21 protein-coding genes are annotated in these 24,571 nt (G+C 68.6%); 11 read left to right on the plus strand and 10 right to left on the minus strand.

Annotation, left to right across the window (positions count from 1 at the left end):
* Positions 1-52: 52 nt before the first annotated feature.
* Positions 53-1,393, plus strand: a complete 1,341-nt coding sequence (locus tag HQ308_RS11660) for an MFS transporter (protein WP_308115759.1) — start codon at positions 53-55, stop codon at positions 1,391-1,393.
* Here the strand turns inward: HQ308_RS11660 and HQ308_RS11665 are convergent.
* Complete coding sequence (locus tag HQ308_RS11665) at positions 1,338-2,789, minus strand: CCA tRNA nucleotidyltransferase (protein WP_222629431.1); 1,452 nt, start codon at positions 2,787-2,789, stop codon at positions 1,338-1,340. The two genes, HQ308_RS11660 and HQ308_RS11665, sit on opposite strands and share 56 nt — an antisense overlap.
* Before the next feature lie 78 nt (positions 2,790-2,867).
* Here HQ308_RS11665 and HQ308_RS11670 point away from each other — a divergent pair, with 78 nt between their 5' ends.
* The 8 genes from HQ308_RS11670 to HQ308_RS11705 all read left to right on the plus strand — a co-directional run bounded on the left by HQ308_RS11670 (position 2,868) and on the right by HQ308_RS11705 (position 14,120).
* Entirely contained in the window at positions 2,868-3,470 is a 603-nt protein-coding gene (locus tag HQ308_RS11670; RefSeq protein ID WP_222646449.1) for an NUDIX hydrolase, read from the plus strand.
* Positions 3,467-5,881, plus strand: coding sequence for a DUF6049 family protein (locus HQ308_RS11675; protein ID WP_261775957.1), 2,415 nt, complete (start codon positions 3,467-3,469; stop codon positions 5,879-5,881). Before HQ308_RS11670 ends, HQ308_RS11675 begins: the two co-directional genes overlap by 4 nt.
* Positions 5,882-6,031: 150 nt before the next feature.
* Positions 6,032-9,853, plus strand: coding sequence for a murein biosynthesis integral membrane protein MurJ (murJ, locus tag HQ308_RS11680; RefSeq protein WP_374198528.1), 3,822 nt, complete (start codon positions 6,032-6,034; stop codon positions 9,851-9,853).
* 76 nt (positions 9,854-9,929) lie between these two features.
* Complete coding sequence (sigM, locus tag HQ308_RS11685; RefSeq protein ID WP_056440861.1) at positions 9,930-10,508, plus strand: RNA polymerase sigma factor SigM; 579 nt, start codon at positions 9,930-9,932, stop codon at positions 10,506-10,508.
* 60 nt (positions 10,509-10,568) lie between these two features.
* Positions 10,569-11,246, plus strand: coding sequence for a hypothetical protein (locus HQ308_RS11690; RefSeq protein WP_222646451.1), 678 nt, complete (start codon positions 10,569-10,571; stop codon positions 11,244-11,246).
* Positions 11,247-11,380: 134 nt separating this feature from the next.
* Complete coding sequence (trxB, locus tag HQ308_RS11695) at positions 11,381-12,370, plus strand: thioredoxin-disulfide reductase (protein ID WP_056440853.1); 990 nt, start codon at positions 11,381-11,383, stop codon at positions 12,368-12,370.
* 45 nt (positions 12,371-12,415) lie between these two features.
* Positions 12,416-12,748, plus strand: coding sequence for a thioredoxin (gene trxA, locus HQ308_RS11700; RefSeq protein WP_027505953.1), 333 nt, complete (start codon positions 12,416-12,418; stop codon positions 12,746-12,748).
* Positions 12,749-12,935: 187 nt separating this feature from the next.
* Entirely contained in the window at positions 12,936-14,120 is a 1,185-nt protein-coding gene (locus HQ308_RS11705; protein ID WP_222646452.1) for an N-acetylmuramoyl-L-alanine amidase, read from the plus strand.
* A gap of 30 nt (positions 14,121-14,150) precedes the next feature.
* Here the strand turns inward: HQ308_RS11705 and HQ308_RS11710 are convergent, their stop codons facing one another.
* From HQ308_RS11710 to rpmH, 9 genes are all read right to left on the minus strand, one after another.
* Entirely contained in the window at positions 14,151-14,861 is a 711-nt protein-coding gene (locus HQ308_RS11710) for a GNAT family N-acetyltransferase (protein WP_222646453.1), read from the minus strand.
* Between the two features lie 212 nt (positions 14,862-15,073).
* Entirely contained in the window at positions 15,074-16,066 is a 993-nt protein-coding gene (locus HQ308_RS11715; RefSeq protein ID WP_222632466.1) for a ParB/RepB/Spo0J family partition protein, read from the minus strand.
* Positions 16,063-17,058 carry a ParA family protein gene (locus HQ308_RS11720; protein WP_222646454.1) on the minus strand — a complete coding sequence of 332 codons (996 nt, stop codon included), beginning with the start codon at positions 17,056-17,058 and terminating at the stop codon, positions 16,063-16,065. Before HQ308_RS11720 ends, HQ308_RS11715 begins: the two co-directional genes overlap by 4 nt.
* 37 nt (positions 17,059-17,095) lie before the next feature.
* Complete coding sequence (rsmG, locus tag HQ308_RS11725; RefSeq protein WP_222629407.1) at positions 17,096-17,800, minus strand: 16S rRNA (guanine(527)-N(7))-methyltransferase RsmG; 705 nt, start codon at positions 17,798-17,800, stop codon at positions 17,096-17,098.
* Positions 17,801-17,987: 187 nt separating this feature from the next.
* Positions 17,988-18,593, minus strand: coding sequence for a protein jag (locus HQ308_RS11730; protein ID WP_222646455.1), 606 nt, complete (start codon positions 18,591-18,593; stop codon positions 17,988-17,990).
* 71 nt (positions 18,594-18,664) lie between these two features.
* Positions 18,665-19,768 (minus strand): membrane protein insertase YidC, encoded by a 1,104-nt coding sequence (gene yidC / locus HQ308_RS11735; protein ID WP_222646456.1) that lies wholly within the window; start codon positions 19,766-19,768, stop codon positions 18,665-18,667.
* 4 nt (positions 19,769-19,772) lie between these two features.
* Positions 19,773-20,096: a membrane protein insertion efficiency factor YidD gene (gene yidD / locus HQ308_RS11740; RefSeq protein ID WP_037186004.1), complete on the minus strand. Its 324-nt coding sequence runs from the start codon at positions 20,094-20,096 to the stop codon at positions 19,773-19,775.
* 65 nt (positions 20,097-20,161) lie between these two features.
* Positions 20,162-20,584 (minus strand): ribonuclease P protein component, encoded by a 423-nt coding sequence (gene rnpA, locus HQ308_RS11745; protein WP_222646457.1) that lies wholly within the window; start codon positions 20,582-20,584, stop codon positions 20,162-20,164.
* A gap of 24 nt (positions 20,585-20,608) precedes the next feature.
* Positions 20,609-20,752 (minus strand): 50S ribosomal protein L34, encoded by a 144-nt coding sequence (gene rpmH / locus HQ308_RS11750; protein ID WP_027505944.1) that lies wholly within the window; start codon positions 20,750-20,752, stop codon positions 20,609-20,611.
* A gap of 549 nt (positions 20,753-21,301) precedes the next feature.
* Between rpmH and dnaA the strand changes: the two genes are divergently transcribed.
* Both dnaA and dnaN read left to right on the plus strand, forming a co-directional pair.
* A complete protein-coding gene (gene dnaA, locus HQ308_RS11755) occupies positions 21,302-22,864 on the plus strand; it encodes a chromosomal replication initiator protein DnaA (protein ID WP_027505943.1) in 1,563 nt (520 codons plus the stop codon).
* 498 nt (positions 22,865-23,362) lie between these two features.
* The gene (dnaN, locus tag HQ308_RS11760) at positions 23,363-24,547 is read left to right on the plus strand and encodes a DNA polymerase III subunit beta (protein WP_027505942.1); all 1,185 of its coding nucleotides are present in this window, start codon (positions 23,363-23,365) and stop codon (positions 24,545-24,547) included.
* Positions 24,548-24,571 lie beyond the last annotated feature (24 nt).

The raw sequence follows: 24,571 nt of genomic DNA on the forward strand, positions 1-24,571 counted from the left end.
GCCTCGACAGTGCGAGAGATGACGCGCCGAGGCGGCGGTTAGTGTCACCCGCGTGACCCGAACGGAGCGGACCGGCGCCGTCGACGCGCTGCGATCCGTCCGACACGAGCCCGGAGCACCTCGTCTGGTCGCGCTGCGTGTCGCCTCTCAGTTCGGCGACGGCATGTTCCAGGCCGCCCTCGGAGGCGCGATTCTCTTCGACCCACAGCGCGGTGGTGATCCCGCTGCGATCGCCGCCGGCTTCGCGGTGCTCTTGTTGCCGTACTCGCTGATCGGCCCGTTCGCCGCGCGGATCCTCGACCGCGTCGATCGAGCGACCGTGCTCGCCCGCGCAGGCATCGTGAAGTCGCTCCTCATCCTCTGCGCCACCGGGCAACTCGTCGCGGGCGCCTCGACGACGGCCGTCCTGATCACGGCCCTCGCCGTCGTCGGAGTGAGCCGGTTCGTCCTCGCAGGCCTGTCCGCGTCGCTACCGCACGTCGTTCCGGTGCGATCGCTCGTCGCGACCAACGCCGCCCTGGTCACCGTCGGCGCAGTCGTCTCCGCCGTCGGCGCGTCGGTGGCGGTCCTGGTGCTCGGACTCGTCGGGCCGTCGGATCGGGCCACGGCCCTCGCGACGGCCGTGTCCGCCGTGGGTGCCGTCGCGGCGACTCTCCTCGCGCGCGGCTTCGCTTCCGGACGGCTGGGTCCCGGCGCCGCCTCGGTGTCCGCCCCGACCCGCCGCGTTCTCGCCGACTGGGTGTCCGGCTTCGTCGCGGTGCGCCGTACCCCGTCCGTCGCCGCCGCGCTGGTGGGAGTGGGTGCCCACCGTGTCGCCTTCGGCATCGACACCCTCGTGATGGTGCTGGTGCTGCGCGAGGGCGCGCGCTCGTCCGTCCTGCCCGGCGGTGTGGCGGGCTTCGGGTTGACGGTGGGTGCCGCCGCGGCGGGCATGTTCCTCGCCGCACTCGGCACTCCCGTTCTCCTGCCGCGCCTCGGCCGCACGCGCACAGTGGTCGGTGCGCTGGTCCTGGCCACGCTCACCCAGGCCACCCTGGTCGTCGGGCTGGTGCCGGACCTGCTGATCCTCGCGGCCTTTCTCCTGGGGTTCGCAGGTCAGACGGTCAAGCTGACCGCCGACGCGGCCATGCAGACGGACATCGACGACGACACCCGCGGACGCGTCTTCGGAGTACAGGACACCGTGTTCAACGTGGCGTTCGTCGGCGCCGTGGCGGGCGCGGCCCTCGTGATCGGTCCGGGGTCGACCGCGGTCGACACGTCCGCAGCCATCGTCTGCGTGGTCGCCGGCGTCGTCGCCTACGCGGCGGCAGCGGCGATCGCGCTCCGGATCGGCGTCAGGACCTCGCGGCCCACCACGCCAGGAGCTCCTTCTCCGCATCCTCACGACTGAGCGGCCCGCGGTCGAGACGAAGCTCCTTCAGGAACTTCCACGCCTCTCCCACCTGCGGGCCGGCCGGAATGCCGAGCAGTTCCATGATGGCGTTGCCGTCCAGATCCGGACGCACCCTGGCCAGGTCCTCCTGCTCGGCGAGTGCCGCGATACGCCGCTCGAGATCGTCGTACGTCGCCTGCAGGGACGCTGCACGGCGCTTGTTGCGGGTGGTGCAGTCGGCGCGGACCAGCTTGTGCAGCCGGGGCAGCAGATCGCCGGCGTCGGTGACGTAACGACGCACGGCCGAATCGGTCCACTGACCCTTGCCGTAGCCGTGGAAACGCAGATGAAGGAAGACGAGCTGCGCGATGTCATCGGTCAGCTTCTTCGGGAACTTCAGTGCGCGCAGGCGGCGACGCACCATCTTGGCGCCCACCACCTCGTGGTGGTGGAAGCTCACCCCGCCGCCGGGCTCGTTGCGTTTGGTGTCGGGCTTGCCGATGTCGTGGAGCAGCGCCGCCCATCGGAGCACCAGGTCCGGATCGCCGTCCTCGAGGTCGATCGCCTGCTGCAGAACCGTGAGGGAGTGCTGATAGACGTCCTTGTGCTGGTGATGCTCGTCGATCTCGAGCGTCATCGCCGGCACCTCCGGGAGGATGCGTGCCGCGATCCCCGTCTCGCACAGGGCGTCGATGCCGTCGACGGCGAACTCGCCGAGAATCAGCTTGTCCAGCTCGGCGGTGACGCGTTCGACCGTGATCCGGTCGATCTGCTCCGCCATGTTCTCGATCGCCGCGCGGACCCGCGGCAGCATCGTGAAGCCGAGCTGGGCGACGAACCGCGCAGCGCGCAGCATCCGGAGCGGATCGTCGTCGAAGGACGCCTCCGGGGTGGTCGGCGTGTCAAGGACTCCCTCGAGCAGCGCGTCCAGGCCACCCAGGGGATCGACGAACTCGCCGGCCCCGTCCGGCCCGATCCGCACGGCCATGGCGTTGAGCGTGAAATCGCGCCGGACCAGGTCGTCCTCGAGCGTCGAGCCGTACTGCACGATCGGATTCCGGGACACCCGGTCGTATTTGTCGCTCCGGAACGTCGTGATCTCGATCTGCCGACCGTGCTTGACCGCACTGACGGTGCCGAAGTCGATGCCGGTGTCCCACTGATGGTCGGCCCAGCCCGCCAGCAGCGCCTGCACGTGCTCGGGCAGAGCGTTCGTCGTGAAGTCGAGGTCACTGCTCAAGCGGCCCAGGAGAGCGTCCCGGACGCTCCCGCCGACGAGGTACAACTCGTGGCCCGCCGCAGCGAACAGCGACCCCAGTGGACCGAGGATGTCGTCGTGCGCGCGCAGGGCCACGGCACCCGACGCGAGGAGCCGTGCGCGGCGGTCCGGATCGGTGGCAGGCGGGGGAGGCACGACGTCACACCCTACCGAGGCGCGCACTTCGCGGTGCGTCCCACCGGGAGCAGGGCGGACGGAACTAGTATCGATCGGGTGTCCGGTGCCGAGCGAGCCAAGAGAACACGTCGCGGTGTGCGACGGCGTCCTCGTGCCGCCGCCGACCCCGGAACACGAGGGGCCGACAAACCCACACTGCGCACCGTTCGGGAGACCTCGGCCGGCGGCCTGGTCGTCGACGGACTCGACGGACCCCGCGACGGCCAGTGCGCCGCCCTCATCGGTCGCACTGACCGACGAGGCCGACTGCTGTGGTCGCTGCCCAAGGGTCACATCGAGCAGGGCGAGACGCCTGAGCAGACGGCCGAGCGAGAGGTGGAGGAGGAGACCGGCATCACCGGGTCCGTCCTCGCGCCCCTGGGAAGCATCGACTACTGGTTCGTGACCGAGGGACGACGCGTCCACAAGACCGTCCACCACTACCTGCTGCGATCCCTCGGCGGCGAACTGTCGGACGAGGACGTCGAGGTCACCGAGGTGGCCTGGGTGCCGCTCAGCGAACTGCACTCCCGGCTCGCGTACGCCGACGAGCGCAAGCTCGCCGAGCGAGCCGGCGAGATGATCGACTCGATGGCGCGCGAGAAGTCCGCCGACACGCAGAACCCCCGACCGGTCTCCGACCTTCCCGCCGCCGAATGACCCGGTCCGCACCGACGGCCCGGCGCCTCGCCGTGGTCATGGCGATCCTCGCCGTGCTCGCCTGGCTGACCGTCCCCGCGGGAGCGCAACCCTCCACCCCGCCCAGCGACCCCACCACGACGCGGAGCACACCGTCGCCCTCGGCCACGCTGGCGCCACCGGACACCTCGATCGACGGCACGTTCCTGTCGATCTCCGTCGACGAGGTCACGCCGACCACCGTCTCCACCAGCAGTGCGCCGGTCGTCACCGTCACGGGAACGGTGACCAACGTCGGGGACCGCGCGGTCAGCGACATCTCGGTCCGGCTGCAGCGAGCACCCGCGGTACGCACGGCCGACGAGCTCCGGACCTCGCTCACCGAGGATCAGGACCGCTTCGACACGGTCGGGCCCTTCGAGTCGCTCACCGGCGACGGATCGGACACCGCGCTGCAACGCGGCGACACGCTGCCGTTCGAGCTGACCCTGCCGCTGCGCTCGACCACCGGACCGTCACTGGGTCTGGATCGGCCGGGTGTCTATCCGATGATGGTGAACGTCAACGGCAACCCCGAGTACGGGCAGGAGGCACGGCTCGACGACGCCGCGTTCCTGCTTCCCGTCGCGGGTCTGCCGCGGGACACCACGGTGCTCGATCCGGCCGCTCCCGATGCCGTTCCGCTTCCACCGGACACGGGACGCCCCGTCGCCACGACGCTGCTCTGGCCGCTGGCCGACCGCCCACACCTGGCGGCGGGCCTGCCCGGCACCGTCGACGAAGAGGTGCGACTGAACGACGACGACCTCGCCGCCTCGCTCTCCGCCGGCGGTCGACTCGAAGGACTGGTGTCGGCACTGGAGTTCGCGACCGGACCGACCGTCGACACCGAGGGCGCACTCGCGTCCTCGACGTGTCTCGCCGTCGATCCCGACCTGCTGGTCACCGTCTCGAGCATGACGCGGGGTTACCTCGTGGTCGACGACCCGGCCGATCCCACCGGCCCTGCCTCCGAGGGCAGCGGCGCCGTCGCCGCCGCGTCGTGGCTCGATCGCGTCCGCACCCTCGCGTCCTCGATGTGTGTCACCGCGGTGCCGTTCGCCCAGACCGACCTCGCGGCCGTCGCCGCCGTGGCCGACCCAGTTCTGACCTCTGCCGCGATCACGACTCCGGCGGACGTCGCCGACTCGATCCTCGGAGTCACGTCCCGCCGCGACGTCCTGTGGCCGGACGCGGGTGCTCTCGACGATGCGGGGGCGGCCATGGTCGCGGCGTCGGGCCGGACGGTCGCACTGCTCGCACAGGACGCCGTGCAGACCGTCAGTACGCCCGACACGGTGACCCTCGCGACCGATGCGGGCACCCCTCCGCTGCGTGCCGCGCTCTACGACACCGAGGTCTCCACCGCGCTGTCCGCGGTGGGCGAGCACCCGACGACCCCGTCCGTGACACCGCGTGAGCAGGTGTACGACGTCGCCGAGGACTCGCGCACGGCCCGATTGCAGGACGCGCTCGGCGCGTTGCACTTCGATGCGCTGAACGCCGGCGCCCCGGACACGGTCGCTGCCACGGACGGCCCACGATCACTCACCGTCGCGCCGCCACAGACCTGGACTCCCGACCGCGACGAGGCCTCCGCGGTGCTCGGCACCATCGCGGGCCTGTTCCGCAGCGGACTCGCGACGCCGCGCTCCCTGTCCGACCTGCTGGCGGTCCCGCCTCCGCTGGAGGCGGCCGAGTCGGACTACCCGGACGCGGCCGTGGAGGACGGCGCACCGGCCGATGTCCGCGATGTCGTGGCTGCCCAGAACGCCCGCATCGGTGCGCTGGCGGCCGCGCTGATCGACGATTCGCGTGCCGCGATCTCGCCCGCGCTGTACGTCGCTCCGCTGCGGGAGGATCTCCTGCGGGCGATGACCACGTCGGACCGTCGAGGCGGGCAACGCGGGGAGTCGGATCAGGCCGCGCGCCGCCGTGCCGCCGACGTCACCGCCGGCTTGGACCGGCTGTACGGATCCGTGACGATCCTCGCGCCCGGCGGTGTCTTCACCCTCGCCTCGGAGGCCAGCCCGCTGCTGTTGGTCGCGCGGAACGATCTGCCCATCGGCATCACCGTCGACCTGGCGGTCGACGCGCCCGACGCGATGCAGATCGAGAACATCGGCCCGCAGCAGCTGCCCCCACGGGGAAGTCGTTCTCTGCAGATCCCCGCTCGAGTGAGCGATTCGCGCAAGATGGTGGTGGAGTTCTCCCTGAGCACCACCGACGGGACGCGACTCGGGCAGGCTGCGACCGTCAACGTGCGGTCCAATGCGTACGGTCGTGCTTTGGCGATCATCACAGCAGGCGCCGGTGCGCTCCTGCTGCTGCTCGCGGGCCGACGGTTGTGGCACCGGTTCCGGGGCCAACCGGATCCCGCCGACGAACAGTAAGGATTCTCGATGACGGGGAGCATTCCTCACGGGCGACGGGACGCCGTACCGCGGGCGCCTCGCGCGCCCTGGGAGCGCAGCTCCGATGGGGCGCAGCAGCGCAGCTCCGATGGGGCGCAGCAGCGCAGCTCCGACGCGGCTCAGGATCCGATGATGGTGCCCACGAGCGTCGCGCCCCCGGTCCGTCCTGCCGCCCCGACCCGCATCCCCCCGGCCGCGGCGTCACCGCAGCCGGCGTCCGGCTCCAGCTCCTCCCGCCTGCTCTCCGCGACGGGTGCGATCGCGTTCGCGACATTGATCAGCCGCATCACCGGATTCGCCAAGCAACTGCTGCTGGTGACGGTGCTGGGCACCACCGTCGCCACGTCGTACACCGTCGCGAGTGTCATCCCCAACATGATCGCCGAGCTCGTCCTCGGTGCCGTGCTGACGGCCATCGTCGTGCCGGTGCTGGTGCGGGCGGAGAGCGAGGACGCCGACAACGGCCGTGCTTTCGTGCGCAGGCTCTTCACGGCTGCGCTGACCATGCTGATCCTCGCGGCGGTGCTGGCGACGGCCGCGGCGCCACTGCTCACGCGCTACGTCTTCCTGTCGGAGGACGGCCAGGTGAACACGGGCCTCACCACCGCACTCCTTCTCCTGCTGTTGCCCGCGATCCTGTTCTACGGCCTCTCCGCACTGTTCACGGCGATCCTGAACACTCGGCAGAACTTCAAGCCCGGTGCCTGGGCACCCGTGCTCAACAACCTGGTGGTGCTCGCCGTCCTGGTGATCTACCTCGTCGTACCGGGCGAGATCTCTCTCGATCCGGTGCGCATCAGCGACCCGAAGCTGCTGGTGCTGGGCGTCGGCATCACGGTCGGCGTCGTGGTCCAGGCCCTGAGTCTGGTGCCCGCGCTGCGGCGAAACAAGATCGATCTGCGCCCGCTGTGGGGGCTCGACGACAGGCTGCGTCAGTTCGGCGGCATGGCCGTCGCGATCGTGCTCTACGTCGTCATCAGTCAGGCCGGCATGGTGTTCGCGACGCGCATCTCCTCGCACGTCGACCCCGCCGGCCCGCTCATCTACAACCAGGCCTGGATCCTGCTGCAGCTGCCGTACGGCGTGCTCGGCGTGACGGTGCTGACGGCGATCATGCCCCGGCTCAGCCGCAACGCCGCCGCCAAGGACACCCCGGCCGTTGTCGACGACCTGTCGGTGGCCACCCGGATGACCATGCTCGCGCTCATCCCGGTCATCGGCTTCCTCACCGTGGCCGGCCCGCAGGTCGGCGAGGCTCTGTACGGCTACGGCAACTTCGGCGCAGCCGACGCCGAGCGACTCGGTGAAGCCGTCAGCTGGTCGGCCTTCACCCTCGTTCCCTACTCGCTCGTCCTGATCCACCTGCGCGTCTTCTACGCCCGCGAGCAGGCGTGGACGCCCACGTGGATCGTTCTCGGCATCACCGGCGTCAAGATCGCGCTGTCCGCCCTGACGCCGTTCCTGGCGACGTCGGATCGATCCGTGGTCCTGTTGCTCGGCGCGGCCAACGGTCTCGGCTACATCACCGGGGCGATCATCGGATGGATGCTGCTGCGTCGCAGCCTCGGCGAACTACGACTCGCGGGAGTCCGGCGCACGGTCGCGGCGACGCTGATCTCCACCGCGATCGGCATGCTCGCGGTGTTCGCGGCCGACACGGCCCTCGGGCTCGACCGTCTGACCGGACCGAGCGCGCTGCTCCGCGTCGCTTTCGACGGCGCAGTCATGCTGCTGATCACCGGTCTGTGCCTGTACCGGGCACGGATCCCGGAAATCGAATCCATCACCGTCGCGGTGGCGCGTCGCCTCGGCCGCGCCCCGGCCGTGACGTCCGGACCTGTGACGACAGCGCATGTCGGAACCGATCCGATGTACGCGGAGACCGAGTTGATCCCCGCGATCGGCGGCCCCGACATGCCCCCGGTGGGTCGGCCGACCGAGGGGTTCGGTCGGGCCACCGGCGCGGGTCGGCTCCCGTACCCTGACAGGCGAGTGGACCCGCGAGCACACGGCGGTTCCCGCGCGCCGATGTACACCGGAGACGAGTCGGAGACGACGATCATCCCCGCGTACACCGGCGCGTTCACGACCAGTAGTGACGAAGGAGTGTCAGTGACCGACGACGAGGGTGCACGGGGGCGTACGCCGTCCGAGGCCGAGGACGCCGCTCAGCCCGGTGGCGTGTCCACCGACGACCGTCGCGTCGCCGACTCCGATGCCGCCACCGGGTCGTCCGAGGACACCGACCGGCAGCACGACGCGTCCACCACGGATCCGATCGAGTCGAGCCCCGACGTGTCCGGCCAGGGCGACGTCACCGAGACCGAGCGCACGGCCGACGAGACCGAGTCCGGACTCGTCGACACCGGTGTCATGCCGGTCGGATCGCCCACGCTGCCCCCGGCCGTCCCCGTCGCCGAGTCGCCCCGCACACCGTTGCGCGGACCGAAGCTCATCCCCGGCGCGTCAGTCGCCGGCGGGCGCTACCGCCTTCTCGCACCGCACGGCGGCGCACGCGGCCTCAAGTTCTGGCAGGCCCACGACGTCAAGCTCGACCGCGAGGTGGCCCTGACGTTCGTCGACGCCGACCAACGATCGACCGGCGACGCCCCCGAGCGCGCCGACGGCCCGCAGGCCGTGCTGTCCCGGACTCTACGCCTGGGCCGGATCAACTCGCCCGGCCTCGCCCGCGTCCTCGACGTCGTCCGCGGCAGCTCGGGCGGCATCGTCGTCGCGGAGTGGACTCGCGGACGATCCCTGCGCGAGATGGCCGACACGGAACCGTCGCCCCTGGGCGCCGCCAACGCCATCAAGTCGCTGGCCGCTGCGGCCGAGGCCGCCCATCGCGGCGGCGGCGCACTGTCCATCGACCACCCGGACCGTGTGCGCATCAGCATCAAGGGTGACGCCGTTCTCGCGTTCCCGGCCACCTTCGGTGATGCCGATCCCGGCTCCGACGTACGCGGACTGGGCGCGATGCTCTACGCCCTGATCACCGCGCGGTGGCCCCTGGGCGACCCGTCGGGCCCCGCGACCGTCGGCGGGATGCGCATCGCCGATCGCACGGCGTCCGGTGCGGCCGTCGAGCCCCGCGAGATCCGCCCCGACGTACCGTTCGAGATCTCCGCCGTCGCCGTGCGTGCCCTCGAGCAGAACAGCGGCATCCGGACCGCCGCCACCGTGCAGCACATCCTCGGCCAGGCCGCGGTGGTCAACGAGAAGACCGAGATGATCCCCGCACTGCGGCTGGGTCAACGGCCGCCCGGATCGACCGGTCACGCACTCGCCGACCCCGACGACGAGCCGCCCGCGGACCGCTCCAACGTCATGGTCGCCGCGTTGGTGGGCCTCGGAGTCCTCACTGTCGTGGTGCTCGGCCTCGTCGGCTGGTGGCTCGCCAACCTGTTCGCCGGCGGCGGTTCCGACGAACCTCTCACCGAGCAGAACTTCGGGCTCACGACGTCCGCGTCGGCTCCGGCCGCGCCCGGAGAGGCGGCACCCGCGCCGACCACCGTGCCCGTCGCTCTGTCGTCCGTCGACGTCTTCTCACCGCAGGGCACCCCGGACAACCCGGGCACCGTCGACAACGTGGCCGACAACGACGCGGGGACGGTGTGGGAGACGGACTCGTACTTCAACCCGTTCCCGTCCCTCAAGTCCGGCGTCGGCATCATGGCGACGCTCGACCAGGAGACCACTCCCGCCAGCGTCTACGTGAACTCGCCGTCGCCCGGCACGGTCGTCGAGATCCGGTCGGCCACCAGCGCGACACCCAGCCTGGACGAGACCCAGGTGATCGGGTCCGCGACGCTCGGCAACGGCCTCACCGACATCGCCGTCACACCCGACGGACCCGTCCGGTACGTGCTGTTCTGGATCACGGATCTCAGCACAGCCGGTGGCGGCAACCAGAGCACCATCGCGGACATCGGGGTCTCCGCAGCATCCTGATCGCCGCGTGTCGTGCGCTGTCACAACAGATTTCGTGACCAGCTCGGACGGTTCGTTTCTGGGCTAGCCTCCGCGGGTGCGACAAATCGGGGGAGTCGCGGGTGGTGAGGCCACGGACGGCGAGCTGCTCGCGGCGCACATCGCGGGGGACGCGACGGCTTTCGCCGTGCTCGTACGGCGCCACCAGGACCATCTCTGGCTCACGGCACGGAGGGCCAGCTACTCCGCGGAGGACGCGGCGGACTCCCTCCAGGAGGCGCTGCTGTCCGCGCACCGCACCGCCGCCTCGTTCCGTGCGGACGCCGCCGTCCGCAGTTGGCTGCACCGGATCGTCGTCAACGCGTGCCTCGACCGCATCCGCCGCAATCGCGTCCGACCCACCGTGCCGCTCGGGGAGGAGACCCGCGAGCCACGTGATCCCTTCGACCGCTACGCCGACGTCGATCTCTCCCTCGTCGTCGAGAAGGCACTGTTCTCACTCCCTCCCGACCAGCGCGCCGCGATCGTCGCCGTCGACATGGAGGGGTACTCCGTCGCCGATGCCGCCGCGGCGCTCGGGGTTCCCGTCGGCACGATCAAGAGCCGTTGCGCTCGGGGCCGTCAGAAGCTCGCCGTCGTCCTCGCCTCCGTCCGTGTGCAGAACTCGGACGAGTGAGGGGAACCGGGGACCCTCCGCGGGCGTCCAATCTGTCATGGCGACAGACGAGGCGGTGACGTGTCCGTGACCGACCGCGCTCCCCTCACTCCCGACCTCCTCGCCGACCTGCACGCGGGCCTGCTCCCGGAGGACGAGGCCGCCCGCATCCGCGAGCGCGTCGAGACCGATCCCGAGGCAGCGGCCCGTCTGGCCGACCTGGACGCCGTCGTCGACATGGTGCGCGCACGGGGCGCCGATCTCACCGCCGGTGTCACGATGCCGCCCGACGTCGCCGCGCGACTGCAGGGCGCACTCACCGGAGTACCGCGGGACGAGTTGGCGGCACGACGCTCGGGCCGACGCACTCGGATCCCGATCGTCGCGGCGGCCGCGGCGATCGTCGCGCTGGTGGGGGCCGGTGCGGGCCTGGCACTCGCGTCCATCGAGACGGTCGAGGGCGGTGATCAGGTGATCGCCTCCGCCCGGCCACTCGACGACCGCACGGTGTTGTCCGTCGTCGGGTCGGTCGATCGAGGCCGCTTCGTCGATGCCGCCGTGCTGGCCGGTTGCCTCGAGGCCAACGGCATCCCGGCGTCGGCCACGGTGGTCGGATCCGGCCCGGTCACCCTGGACGGCATCGAGGCGACCCTTCTCGTCACGGCCGGGACCACGCCCGGTTCGCTCGTCGCGGTCGCTGTGGGCGACTCCTGCGGTCCGGACGATCCGGACACGGTCTCGCGCGCGGAGATCGGCTGACACGCCCGGTGCCGTCGCCTCGGGCCGCCTGCCTCGAGTGAGGGAACAACGTCTCCTGACCTAGTGTTGAGGGCATCAGAGGGCGAGCGCTGGAGCGCCGACCCTGGTTCCACACACGATCTCGGAAGGCGAAGATGACTACTTCGGACATCCACGACCTGATCATCGTCGGGTCCGGTCCCGCCGGCTACACCGCTGCGGTGTACGCCGCTCGCGCGGAGCTGAAGCCCCTGGTGTTCGAGGGCACCCAGTTCGGCGGCGCGCTGATGACCACGACCGAGGTGGAGAACTTCCCCGGCTTCCGTGACGGCATCATGGGCCCCGACCTCATGGAGCAGATGCGCGAGCAGGCCATGCGTTTCGGCGCCGACATCCGCACCGAGGACGTCGAGGAGCTGTCACTGACCGGTGACGTCAAGACCGTGACCGTCGACGGCACCGAGTACCGTGCCCGCGCGATCATCCTGGCCATGGGTGCCGCCGCACGCTACCTCGGTGTTCCCGGAGAGCAGACGCTGCTCGGCCGCGGCGTCTCCGCGTGTGCGACATGCGACGGCTTCTTCTTCCGCGACCAGGACATCGCCGTCATCGGTGGTGGCGACTCCGCCATGGAGGAGGCCACCTTCCTCACCCGTTTCGCGCGCTCGGTCACCATCGTGCACCGCCGCGAGGAGTTCCGTGCGTCGCGCATCATGCTCGAGCGCGCCAAGGAGAACGAGAAGATCACGTTCGTCACCAACGCCGACGTCGTCGAGGTGCAGGGTGAGTCCGGCGTGACGGGTCTGAAGATCCGTGACACGGGATCCGGTGAGGAGCGCGTCCTCGATGTCACCGGCGTGTTCGTCGCCATCGGCCACGACCCCCGCTCCGAGCTCGTCCGCGGACAGGTCGAGCTCGACGACGCGGGCTACGTGGTGGTTCAGGCGCCCACCACGTCCACCTCCATCGACGGTGTCTTCGCGGCCGGCGACCTGGTGGATCACGTCTACCAGCAGGCCATCACCGCGGCCGGTACCGGCTGCGCCGCGTCCATCGACGCCGAGCGCTGGCTCGCCGACCAGGGCGACATCACCGAGAACACGCTCGAGAACGCCGACCGCGACGTCGACGTCGTGAGTGTCTGAGCACCGTCCATCCCGCTACGTCCGGCACACGAGAGGCACGAGAACATGACCGACAAGAACACCGTCACCATCAGTGACGACACCTTCGCCACCGAGGTCCTGCAGAGCGAGAAGCCCGTCCTGGTCGACTTCTGGGCGACGTGGTGCGGACCGTGCAAGATGGTCGCACCGGTGCTCGAGGAGATCGCCGGAGAGCACGCGGACAAGATCACCGTCGCCAAGCTCGACATCGACGCGAATCCGCAGGCAGCGCGTGACTTCAAGGTGATGTCCATCCCCACCATGATCCTGTTCCAGAACGGTGAGCCCGTGAAGACCATCGTCGGAGCCAAGGGTAAGGCCGCGCTGCTGCGCGACCTGGACGGCGTCCTCGCCTGACCTGACATTCCCGCACCACCACACGCCCGGCCTGTGCATGACACGCCGGGCGTGTGTGCGTTCTGCGGCCGGGACGATTGTGGGAGGAGCATGATCTTCTGAGACAATCGTCCATCAGGAACACCCACCGGGGACGTGTACCGCCGGTCGCCGTTGCGACCGGTCACGAAGAAGGGTCGACGACAGTATGAAGCCACTCCGCCACGGCGATCGAGGTCCAGCCGTCGCGGAGGTCCGGGACATCCTCTCGGGTCTCGGCTTCCTGCCTCCCTCGGCCGCGGTGGACGGCGACACTGCCTGGGCGGAGCCGGACGTCCTGTTCGACGCCGCTCTCGACGAGGCCGTCCGCGCGTTCCAACAGCAGCGCGGTCTCCTGGTCACCGGCGAGGTCGACACCGCCACGTACCGCTCGGTGAAGGAGGCATCCTTCCGACTCGGCGCCCGCACCCTGATCTACCAGCTCTCCGCTCCGCTGTACGGCGACGACGTCGCCACCCTGCAGCGTCGCCTGCAGGACCTGGGGTTCTACAACGGACGGGTCGACGGCTACTTCGGTGGCGAGACGCACGAGGGTCTGTCGTCCTTCCAGAGCGAGATCGGACTGTCGTCCGACGGCATCTGTGGACCCGCCACCCTGCGTGCCCTCGACCTCCTCGGCACCAGGGTCACCGGCGGATCGCCGCACGCGATCTCCGAGGAGGAGCTCGTCCGTCGGTCGGGACCGCAGCTGACGGGCAAGCGCATCGTGATCGACCCGGGACTGGGTGGCGTGAACTCCGGCATGGTCGTCCAGACCCCCGACGGTCCGCTGACCGAGGAGGCGATCCTGTGGGATCTCGCCGGACGGCTCGAGGGGCGCATGGCGGCGACCGGTATGGAGACGTACCTGTCGCGTGCCCGGTCCGCGGATCCCAGCACGGCTGAGCGTGCCGAGACCGCCAACGGTATCGGCGCCGACCTCATGATCTCGCTGCGCTGCAGCAGCTACCCGTCGCCGGTGGCGCACGGTGTGGCCAGCTTCCACTTCGGCAATTCACACGGCTCCGCGTCGCTCATCGGTCAGGTGCTCACCAGCTACATCCAGCGTGAGATCGTGGCACGGACCTCGTTGCAGGACTGCCGGAGTCACGGTCGCACGTGGGACCTGCTGCGTCTGACCAACATGCCGACCGTGCAGCTCGAGCTGGGTTACCTCACCAGCCACGAGGACGTCGAGGTGCTCGCCGATCCGCGGATGCGCGACATCATCGCGGAGGCCGTCCTCGTCGCGGTGAAGCGCCTGTATCTCCTCGGCCAGGACGATCAGCCGACGGGAACGTTCACCTTCGCCGAGCTGCTCGCCTACGAGCTGTCTGTCGCCGAGGGCGCCTGACACTCCTCCGTCCGGCCGGCCGGACGTCGCTCAGCGAGCCCCGACGGGCACGCGAGCATCGGCTTCCACCACGGTGAGTGCTGCAGCCTCCAGCAACCGCTCGAGCGCAGCCTCCACGTCTTCCTTCCACCCGTGGTCCCGATCGAGCTCCAACCGGAGCCGCGGGAACCGGTGATGCGGAGCCACGACCTCGAAGCCGTACTTCTCGAGGAAGTCGGCGTCGATCATGCAGGTCGCCTCCCCGCACGGTGGGGTGTCGATGAGGGACCGGCGTTCGTCGACCTCGTTATCCTCGAGCCGGACTCCGAACGCCTCGAGAGCTCGCACACCACGGTTGACGAGATCGCGCACCACTGCGTGCAGGAGCGTGTCCCGAATTCCGTCACCGTCCTCCGCGGACAGCGGTGAGTAGAGCGACGTCAACAGGACTGCATCCGGGCTGACCGGTGCGGTGGGGAAGTGCGCGACTCGGGGCACGGCGCCGGGAGGTGCGTACAGAGCGCACCCCACCGAGTCGGAGGACGCCGGTACATCGGCGCCCGCGACATCGGTGGCGACCTGTCCGCACGGACCCCACTCGAGCATGACCATCGACAGCCACGCTTCCTTCTCGAATTCGGTGTCGACGAGAGTTGCCGTGGAGGGGGCCGCGGGATCCATGGTCCAGAAGACGCACTGGCGGTCGTGTGCCGGCAGCGCATCGAATCCGCCGAGGGTGAGTGTGGAGACGACGATCGACACGCGTTGACTCAGCCTCCGTACCCCGACTCGCGGCGGCGACGAGCCTCCGCGACTGTGTGTGCCCCTTCAGGATAAGCGATAGGCCTCTCCCGAGGACACCACGTCGCCTGCCAGACGAAAGTCGAAGCAGTGCACTGACTTTCGGTTTCGATGGCGAAGTTACGTCACAGTGACGAAAAGAGCGTGGGTGGCCGTACCCGCGATCGACGCGGTCACGACGACTTCTGGCGTTCCATCATCTCCACGATGCGCTGAAGGTCGTCCACGGAGCCGAACTCGACCACGATCTTGCCTTTACGCTTGCCGAGGCTCACGGTGACACGGGTGTCGAACGATTCGGAGAGCCGCTCCGCGACGTCCTGCAGACCCGGCATCTGGATCGGCTTGCGTTTCGGAGCCGGGGCCGGCGCAGCCGGGTCCTCCCGATTCGCGAGAGTCACCGCCTCTTCGGTGGCTCGCACCGACATGCCCTCGGCCACGATGCGTGCCGCCAACTCCTCCTGTGCCGCGGCGCCCGCCTCGAGCGACAACAGTGCTCGAGCGTGACCGGCGGACAGAACGCCCGCCGCCACGCGCCTCTGTACGGGAATGGGGAGCCGTAGAAGCCTGATCATGTTCGTGATGACGGGGCGTGATCGACCCAGCCGCGCAGCGAGCTGATCGTGCGTCACGTCGAACTCCTCGAGGAGCTGCTGGTACGCAGCCGCCTCTTCGAGTGGGTTCAGCTGGACCCGATGAATGTTCTCGAGGAGCGCGTCGCGGAGGAGCGTGTCGTCGGCTGTCTCGCGCACGATCGCCGGAATCGCGTCGAGTCCGGCTTCCTGGCTCGCCCGCCATCGGCGCTCACCCATGACCAACTGGTAGCGATCGTCGCCGATCTGGCGGACCACGATCGGCTGCATGAGGCCGAACTCGCGGATCGAGTGCACCAGTTCGTCGAGCGCTTCCTGCTCGAACACCGAGCGCGGCTGCTTCGGATTCGGTTCGATCTTGCTGGGTGCGATCTCCCGATAGACCGCGCCGGCGGGCGAGAGGTCGTCCTCCACGATGGACGGCGGAGTGGGGGACGGAGCCGTCGCCGTGCGGGACTCGCCACCGATGACGACGTCCGCGGCCGCCGATCCCAGGCCGGAACTCTGACCGGGGGATGTCGGTATGAGAGCCGCCAGACCGCGGCCGAGACCGCCCTTCTTGGTCGAACTCATGCCGTTCCCTCCGTTGCTGCGTTCATGCTCGCGCTCCGCGCTGCCATCTCACGCCCCGCGTCGAGATAGGACATGGCGCCACGTGAACCCGGGTCGTAGTCCAAGACGGTCATTCCGTATCCGGGAGCTTCGGAGACCTTCACGCTGCGAGGAATCACCGACTTGAGTACGGCATCACCGAAGTGCTTGCGCACCTCGTCGGCCACCTGGTCGGCGAGCTTGGTTCGGCCGTCGTACATCGTGAGGATCACGGTGGACACGTGCAGACGCGGATTGAGGTGTGCCTGGACCAACTCGATGTTGCGCAGCAGCTGACCGACGCCTTCCAGTGCGTAGTACTCGCACTGGATGGGGATGAGCACCTCCGTTGCCGCGACCATCGCGTTGACGGTCAGGAGTCCGAGCGACGGCGGGCAGTCGATGAGGACGAAGTCGATCTGCAGATCGTTGAGCGCCGCGCTGGACAACGCAGTCTTGAGTCGACCTTCGCGAGCCACCATGGAGACCAGCTCGATCTCGGCGCCTGCCAGATCGATCGTCGCCGGGATGCACATCAGGCGATCGTTCTTCGGGCTGCGTTGAATGGCCTCCACGGCGGTGATCTCACCGAGGAGCAGCTCGTAGCTGGACGGGGTGCCCGACGTGTGGACGGCGCCGAGAGCCGTGGACGCATTGCCCTGGGGATCCAGATCGACGACCAGAACAGACAGTCCCTGCACAGCGAGTGCCGCGGCGATGTTCACCGCCGTCGTCGTCTTGCCGACGCCGCCCTTCTGGTTGGCGATCGTCAGCACTCTCCGGACCGGGGGGCGCGGCAGAGCGACGCCGCTCTTGTGCAGAACCTGGCTCGCGCGCTGCGCCGCCGCACCGATGGGGGTGTCGTCCGACGTGATGGGGGAGTAGCCGTAGGACTCCGATGCCGATCGTGTTTCACGTGAAACGTCGACGGCGGGTGTTTCACGTGAAACAGCGGCTTCGGATTCACCCGACATGACTTGCTCCTTCGACAACGATCGATCCACGCAGACGTCAGCGTGAGCCGGCGGAGAACTTGGGGACGCGGTTACCACGCACAGCGCGCTCCGCGCGTACAACGATAGTCGGTGTGGGAACGACGCCCTCACCACACTGCAACACCTGGAAGTTCTTCGCGCCTATCCGCGTGAGCGTCCCGGAGTCGCGATCGATCTCCTCCTGCGCCGTGCTGCCCTTCAAGGCGAGCATCACGCCGCCCTCGTGCACGAGGGGCAGGGACCAGCGCGCCAACTTCTCCAACGGGGCAACCGCACGCGACGTGACGATGTCACAACCGCCGGCTTCTTTGATGACGCCCGGCTGCTCGGCTCGTCCGCGCACCACCGTCACGTCGAGACCGAGTTGCTCCACGATCTCTGCGAGATACACCGTGCGCCGTAGGAGCGGCTCGACGAGGAACACGGACAGATCCGGTCGAGCGATCGCGAGAGGGATCCCTGGCAGCCCGGCGCCACTGCCGACGTCGACAACGCTGGCGCCCTCGGGGATGAGTTCTCCGACCACGGCGCAATTCAGGAGATGACGCTCCCACAGCCGAGGGACCTCGCGCGGACCGATCAATCCTCTGACGACACCGTCACCCTTCAGGGAGTCGTAGTACGCCCGAGCCGTATCGGCACGGTCACCGAACACTCGAACGATGGCATCGTCGACCCATGCTGGAGTCGCGGACTCTTCCTCATGTTCCACGTGAAACATCCTCTCGCGTCGTCCTGAGTGGTCGTGAACCACACTCGTGTAATTCTGCTGACGCCGGGCGCCACGCGCTGGAGGCAGTCTAGTGACGACCGCAGACATTCCTCACCCGCCGAAACGTCGTCCGACCCCGGGCACGAGAAAGGGGCGCGGTCCGTGGACCGCGCCCCTTGTCGACTCCGTCGTCAGATCACTCCTTGACAACGACCACGTGTCGATTCGGCTCGACGCCGTCACTCTCACTCGTCACACCGGCGATCGTCGCCACAGCGTCGTGCACGATCTTGCGCTCGAACGGGGTCATCGGCTCCAGAGGTTCGCTGTCACCGGACGCCGCGACGCGCTCGGCGGCCTCGGTTCCCAGTCGCGTCAACTCCTCGCGGCGGCCCGCACGCCATCCGGCCACATCGAGCATCAGCTTGCTGCGGTCGCCCGTCGACTGCTGCACAGCGAGACGCGTCAGTTCCTGCAGTGCGTCGAGTACCTCACCCTTGCGACCGACCAGCTTGTTGAGATCCTTGCCGCCGTCGATGCTGACGACTGCACGGTCACCCTCCACGTCGAGGTCGATGTCGCCGTCGAAGTCGAGGACGTCGAGCAACTGCTCCAGGTAGTCGCCCGCGATCTCGCCCTCTTCGACGAGGTAGTCCTCGGCGTCACCCTCGGGCTCGTCCGCCTGTGTGTCTGATTCCGGGGTCACGGGAGCAGCGGCCACCACGGTGTCGTCTGCCGAGGCCTCGACCTCGGGTGTGCTCTGCTCGTCCGTCTTCGAATCGATGGTCACGTTGTCGTCCATTTCCGTTCGCACTCGTATCACTTCACGTGGTTCTGGTCCGCGGGCGGACCGGCAGGGTCACGACGGCCGGATCAGCGGCGCTTCTGCTGCTTGGGTCGCACCTTGCCGGGAGGAGTCTTCTTCTTCCGAGGAGTGGTGGCGCCGTTGGTGGCCGCGGTGCCCGGTGCCGGGTTCGACTCCGATGATGCCGTGTCACTGCCGGTGTCCGTGGTCGATTCTGCCGCGACGGCGCGGGTGGGCTTGGCTCCCGGTGCCGGCTTCTTCTTCAGAGCGTCAGGGCGCGCACCGGGCTTCGGAGCGTTCTCGTTCCGGCGCTCCAGAGCGGCTTCCTTCTTCGCCGCCTCTTCCTTGTCGATGCGACCGAAGACGAGGTGCTGCTGCGCGTAGGTCCACACGTTGTTGCTCACCCAGTACAGGAGGATGGCCACGGGGAGGAACGGGCCACCGACGAGCACGCCGAGCGGGAACACGTACAGGGCGAGCTTGTTCATGATCGCGGACTGCGGGTTGGCCGCAGCTGCCTCGCTCTGACGCGCCACCGACGCGCGCGAGTTCAGGTGGGTCGCGATGCTGGCGATGATCATCAGCGGGATCGAGACGGCGAGGATCGGACCGATCGACGGGATGCCGCCGAACGGCTCGAACGCGCGCAGCTGCGACTCGGGTGACGTGATGGCCGCCGAGATGGGCGCACCGAACAGACGTGCCGACAGGAAGGACTGGACGTCCTCGACGCTGAAGAAGTAGTTCGGAGTCTCGGCGTTGACCTCCGGGCTCAGACCCAGCTGCCCGATTCCGGTGCCGGTGCGGTTGAACGACCGGAGCACGTGGAACAGGCCGATGAACACCGGCGCCTGTGCGAGCACGGGGAGGCAACCCATGATCGGGTTGAAGCCGTGCTCCTTCTGGAGCTTCTGCATCTCCACGGCCAGCTTTTGACGGTCCTTGCCGTACTTCTTCTGCAGAGCCTTGATCTGCGGCTGAAGTTCCTGCATCTGGCGCGTCGTCCGCACCTGCTTGACGAAGGGCTTGTAGAGGATCAGACGCAGTGTGAAGACGAGGAACACCACGGACAGCGCCCAGGCGAAACCGCTGTCCGCGCCGAGCACGGCGCCGAACACTTTGTGCCAGACCCAGAGAATTCCGGATACCGGGTAGTAGATGAAGTCGAGCACGGCTCTATGTACTCCTCTGTTGATTCACCCTCACGGGGTCACGAGACTGCGGGCAAGCGTGGTCGGTGTCGGTGGGCACCGCGTCGGCACCACCCCGGAGACGACGCGGGGGTGGAACGGGATCCCACCCACCAGGGTGCCAGGGCGCGCACTTCAGGAGGCGGACGACCGCCAGAACGGCACCGACGACGAACCCACGGGTGCGGAGCGCCTCCACGGCGTACTCACTGCACGTCGGCGTGAATCGACACGTCGGAAGGCGAAGAGGGGAGATGTAGGACCGGTACCCCTCGATGATGAGGATGACCGATCGGGCCGGGAGAGACATCAGCCGACGCAGGAGGCTCCGGTCGGACGCAGGCTCGACCGGGACCGGATTCGCGGACTCCGTCATCACGTCTCGGACCGGCCGAGGGCGCGGGGGCGCTCGGCGGGAACCGGGTGAGAGGAGTTCATCGCGCGCATCGCTCCGAGTCGTCGCAGACCCGACGCCAGCTGGCGTTCGAGTTCGGAGGACGCCGCGGTCGCTGCTCCGGGCAGTGCCCGCACGACCACGTCGACATCCGACTCGACGAGAGAAAGCATCGAGCTGCAGATATGACGAAGCCGGCGTGCGACTCTGTGTCGAGTCACCGCCGGCCCCACTGCTTTACTGACCACGAGCCCGAAACGCGGGTGTCCGGAAGAGACGAGAGCGTTCTCGTCCCCCCGGAACCTCAGGTGCACGACGATGTCGTGGCGTCCTGTACGGCGGCCGCGGCGCACCGTCGCCTGGAAATCCGACGACTGGTGCAGCCGATGCTGCTCAGGTAACACCCGAGCGTTCCGGTTACCGGGAAATCAGGCGGTCAGCGACGCGCGGCCCTTGCCGCGACGAGCCGACACGATCGCGCGACCGGCACGCGTGCGCATGCGCAAACGGAAACCGTGCACGCGTGCACGACGACGGTTGTTCGGCTGGAACGTCCGCTTGCCCTTGGCCACGGTGGTACTCCTCGAGATATCGGCAGTCCCGAGGACTGCCGGTGGTGTGCTGATGGTCGCGAGTTCGGCGAACTCGAGTTCGGTGGCCACTCGCGCAGGAGAACGGCAGGACCGATCCACGCATGTCGCGGGTGACCGTTCGAGGGTACTGACGGCGTCGAACGAGGTCAAACCGCGCTACCCCGGGGACGGTGCTCCTGTCACGATGACACGCCTCGAGCACGACGACGACCTCGCGGCGGCAGGAGAGGACCGTTCGTCTTGTTGTGCGCCGACGAGCCTGCTAACTTCGCTGTGCGGGTGACGACGTCTCGCCCCGTCGGTGGGGATCTCTCACCAAGGCTCTGCATCGCCGCAGGTCAGAACGCCGTTGCTCCGGCACGTCTCCGTGCGAGATGCCGTCGAGCTACACCGGTGTCGTTTGTCCACAGCTGTGGATAATTATGTGGAAACACAGGTCGGGTGGCATATTCGTGTCGTCGGCGGGGCCCTCGAGGCACCGCAGCATCATCGACGGCCGCGGTCACGCCACGGCCCTGGGGAGGCACCGTGGAGGACGATCCGGACGTCTTGGCCGCTGTATGGCCGAGCGTCGTCGCCGAGCTCACCGCGGAGTCGAATTCCGGGTCCTCCCTGTCTCGCGCCCAGAAGGCGTGGCTCGCTCTCGTCCGCCCCATCACTCTGGCGCAAGGTTTCGCTCTGCTCTCGGTTCCGTCGCCGATCGCGCAGGAGGCGGTCGAGCGCGGTCTGCGTGAACCCATCCTCGCGGCCCTCGGTCGCCACCTCGACCGCCCGGTCGAGGGGCTCGGTGTCCGGCTGGCGCCCGGAGCCGACGCCGACCTCTCGGACGTTCCCACGCCCGTCGACACCGAACGTCGCCCCGACACCGCACACAGTGCACCCGTGTATCGCCGGCGCCTGCTCACCGAGTCCACCGCGGGCGAGCCGTCCGACTCCGAGAGCAGTGACTACGGCGATCACGAGGAGGTCGACGACGACCGGGACGCTCTGACCAGCGTCCAGAACTCGTGGCCCACCTCGTACACGGTGCCGCCGCGCTCGACGTCCACTCCGACGGGCAGCACCAGCCTCAACGCGAAGTACACGTTCGACACCTTCGTCATCGGCGCCTCCAACCGGTTCGCCCACGCGGCCGCCGTCGCCATCGCGGAGGCTCCGGCGCGGGCGTACAACCCGCTGTTCGTCTGGGGTGCGTCCGGACTGGGGAAGACGCACCTGCTGCACGCCGCCGGCCACTACGCCCAACGTCTGTTTCCCGGCATGCGTGTGAAGTACGTGTCCACCGAGGAGTTCACCAACGACTTCATCAACAGCCTTCGAGACGACCGCAAGGTGGCGTTCAAGCGCCGCTACCGCGAGACGGACGTCCTGCTGGTCGACGACATCCAGTTCATCGAGGGCAAGGAAGGTATCCAGGAGGAGTTCTTCCACACCTTCAACACGCTGCACAACGCGAACAAGCAGATCGTGGTCTCCTCCGACCGGCCGCCCAAGCAGCTCGCGACCCTCGAGGAACGACTGCGCACCCGCTTCGAGTGGGGCCTCATCACCGACGTGCAACCGCCCGAGCTCGAGACGCGTATCGCGATCCTGAGCAAGAAGGCGCAGATGGACCGCCTCGACGTGCCCCACGAGGTGCTCGAACTCATCGCCAGCCGGATCGAGCGGAACATCCGTGAGCTCGAGGGCGCGCTCATCCGAGTCACGGCCTTCGCGTCGCTCAACGGGCACAACCTGGACACCGCGCTCGCCGAGGCCGTTCTCCGAGATCTGATGCCGGACTCGACGGGACTGGAGATCACGGCGGCGACGATCATGGCCGTCACCGCGGAGTACTTCGACACCTCGATCGAGGAACTGTGCGGCCCCGGCAAGGCCCGCGCGCTGGCGCAGGCGCGACAGATCGCGATGTATCTGTGCCGCGAGCTGACCGATCTATCGCTGCCCAAGATCGGTCAGACGTTCGGCCGTGACCACACCACCGTCATGTACGCCGACAAGAAGATCCGCAAGGAGATGGCCGAGCGGCACCGTACGTACAACCAGGTGCAGGAGCTCACCGCTCGCGTGAAGCAGCGCTCCAAGCGCTGACCCCTCCGAGTGTTCACGGCCGTTCGACTCGCCCCCGCGGCGATGCGGGCGGCCGTTCTCGTCGGTACGGAGCCCCGAACGGAGACGAGTTCGGCCGTAATCCGGGCCGGTTCTGCTCGATACACACCTGTGGACAACTGTGTGAATAACGTGGATACCCCGGGGATGAAATCTGTAGTTCGCGCCGAGTCCACCGTCCGTCCACATGTGACCCGCACCGAGCCCGTCGTGATGCCCGGGTTCATCCTCGAGCCGCCACGCCGTGCCACCAGCACCGGACAGGGTCGGTCCACAGATTCCACAGGACCTATGACTACTGCTTGTATTTCTTCCTAGGAACATCTCTTTGAAAACAGGGTGGGGACGGATCCATTCACAACCGCCTCCGAGGCCTCGGATCGAGACGAACCCCGACTTTTCAGCACGCGCTCGAGGGCATACGGTGTGGTTTGCCCACCGACTCGTGTGGAGCAGGTCAGCGAGAGGATCAACCGGGCGATGGAGCTTGGCAGTGTGAAGTTTCGAGTTGCTCGAGAAGATTTCTCCGATTCGGTGGCCTGGGTGGCGCGTTCACTCCCGTCCCGTCCCGCCGTTCCCGTCCTCGGCGGTGTGCTGCTGTCGGTCGACGACTCCGGACTGACGGTCTCCGGCTTCGACTACGAGGTGTCGGCCCAGGTACGCGTTCCCGTGGAGGTCGCCGGTGGAGGCCAGGTGCTCGTGTCGGGCAAGCTGCTCGCCGACATCACGCGTTCGCTGCCGAACAAGCCGGTCGACGTCTCGGTCGACGGGACCAAGGTGCTCATCACGTGCGGCAGTGCCAAGTTCTCTCTTCCCACGATGCCGGTGGAGGACTACCCGCAACTCCCCGAACTGCCGTCGCAGACGGGCACCGTCCCGGTCGACGTGTTCGCCGAGGCCATCAGCCAGGTGGCCATCGCCGCGGGCCGTGACGACACGCTCCCGATGCTCACCGGTATCCGCATGGAGATCGACGGCGACTCCGTGGTGCTCGCCGCTACCGACCGGTTCCGTCTCGCCGTGCGCGAACTCGACTGGACTCCGGCCGCACCCGGCACGGCCGCCGCGGTCCTCATCCCCGCCAAGACCCTGTCCGAGTCCGCGAAAAGCATTGGTGGCGGCGCGGAATCGGGCGTCGAGCTCGCTCTGGGCTCCGCATCGCACATCGGCAACGACGGCCTCCTGGGCATCGTCAGCGACGGCCGCCGCACCACCACCCGTCTGCTCGACGCAGAGTTCCCGAAGTTCCGGCAGTTGCTGCCGTCCGAGCACACCGCGGTCGCCAGCGTGCCCATCGCTCCCCTCCTCGAGGCCATCAAGCGTGTCGCTCTGCTCGCCGAGCGTGGGGCGCAGGTCCGCCTCGAGTTCTCGGCCGACACGGTCACTCTGTCCGCCGGCGGCGACGATGCAGGCCGGGCCGAGGAGTCGATCGAGGCGAACTTCCAGGGCGAGCCCCTGGTGATCGCGTTCAATCCCGGGTATCTCATCGACGGTCTCAACTCGCTGCACTCCGAGCGGGTGTCCTTCGGGTTCACCACACCGAGCCGGCCCGCAGTGCTGCGCCCGGCGGGTGAGGACGAGCTCGAGCCGGACGAGACCGGAACGTTCAGCGCACCGAAGAGTGCGTACACGTACCTGCTCATGCCGGTACGCCTTCCGGGCTGAGTCGCTCGCGAGGCACCGGCGCAG

The organism is Rhodococcus sp. BP-241, assembly GCF_019836145.1.
In the GTDB taxonomy this organism is placed as follows: Bacteria; Actinomycetota; Actinomycetes; order Mycobacteriales; family Mycobacteriaceae; genus Rhodococcoides.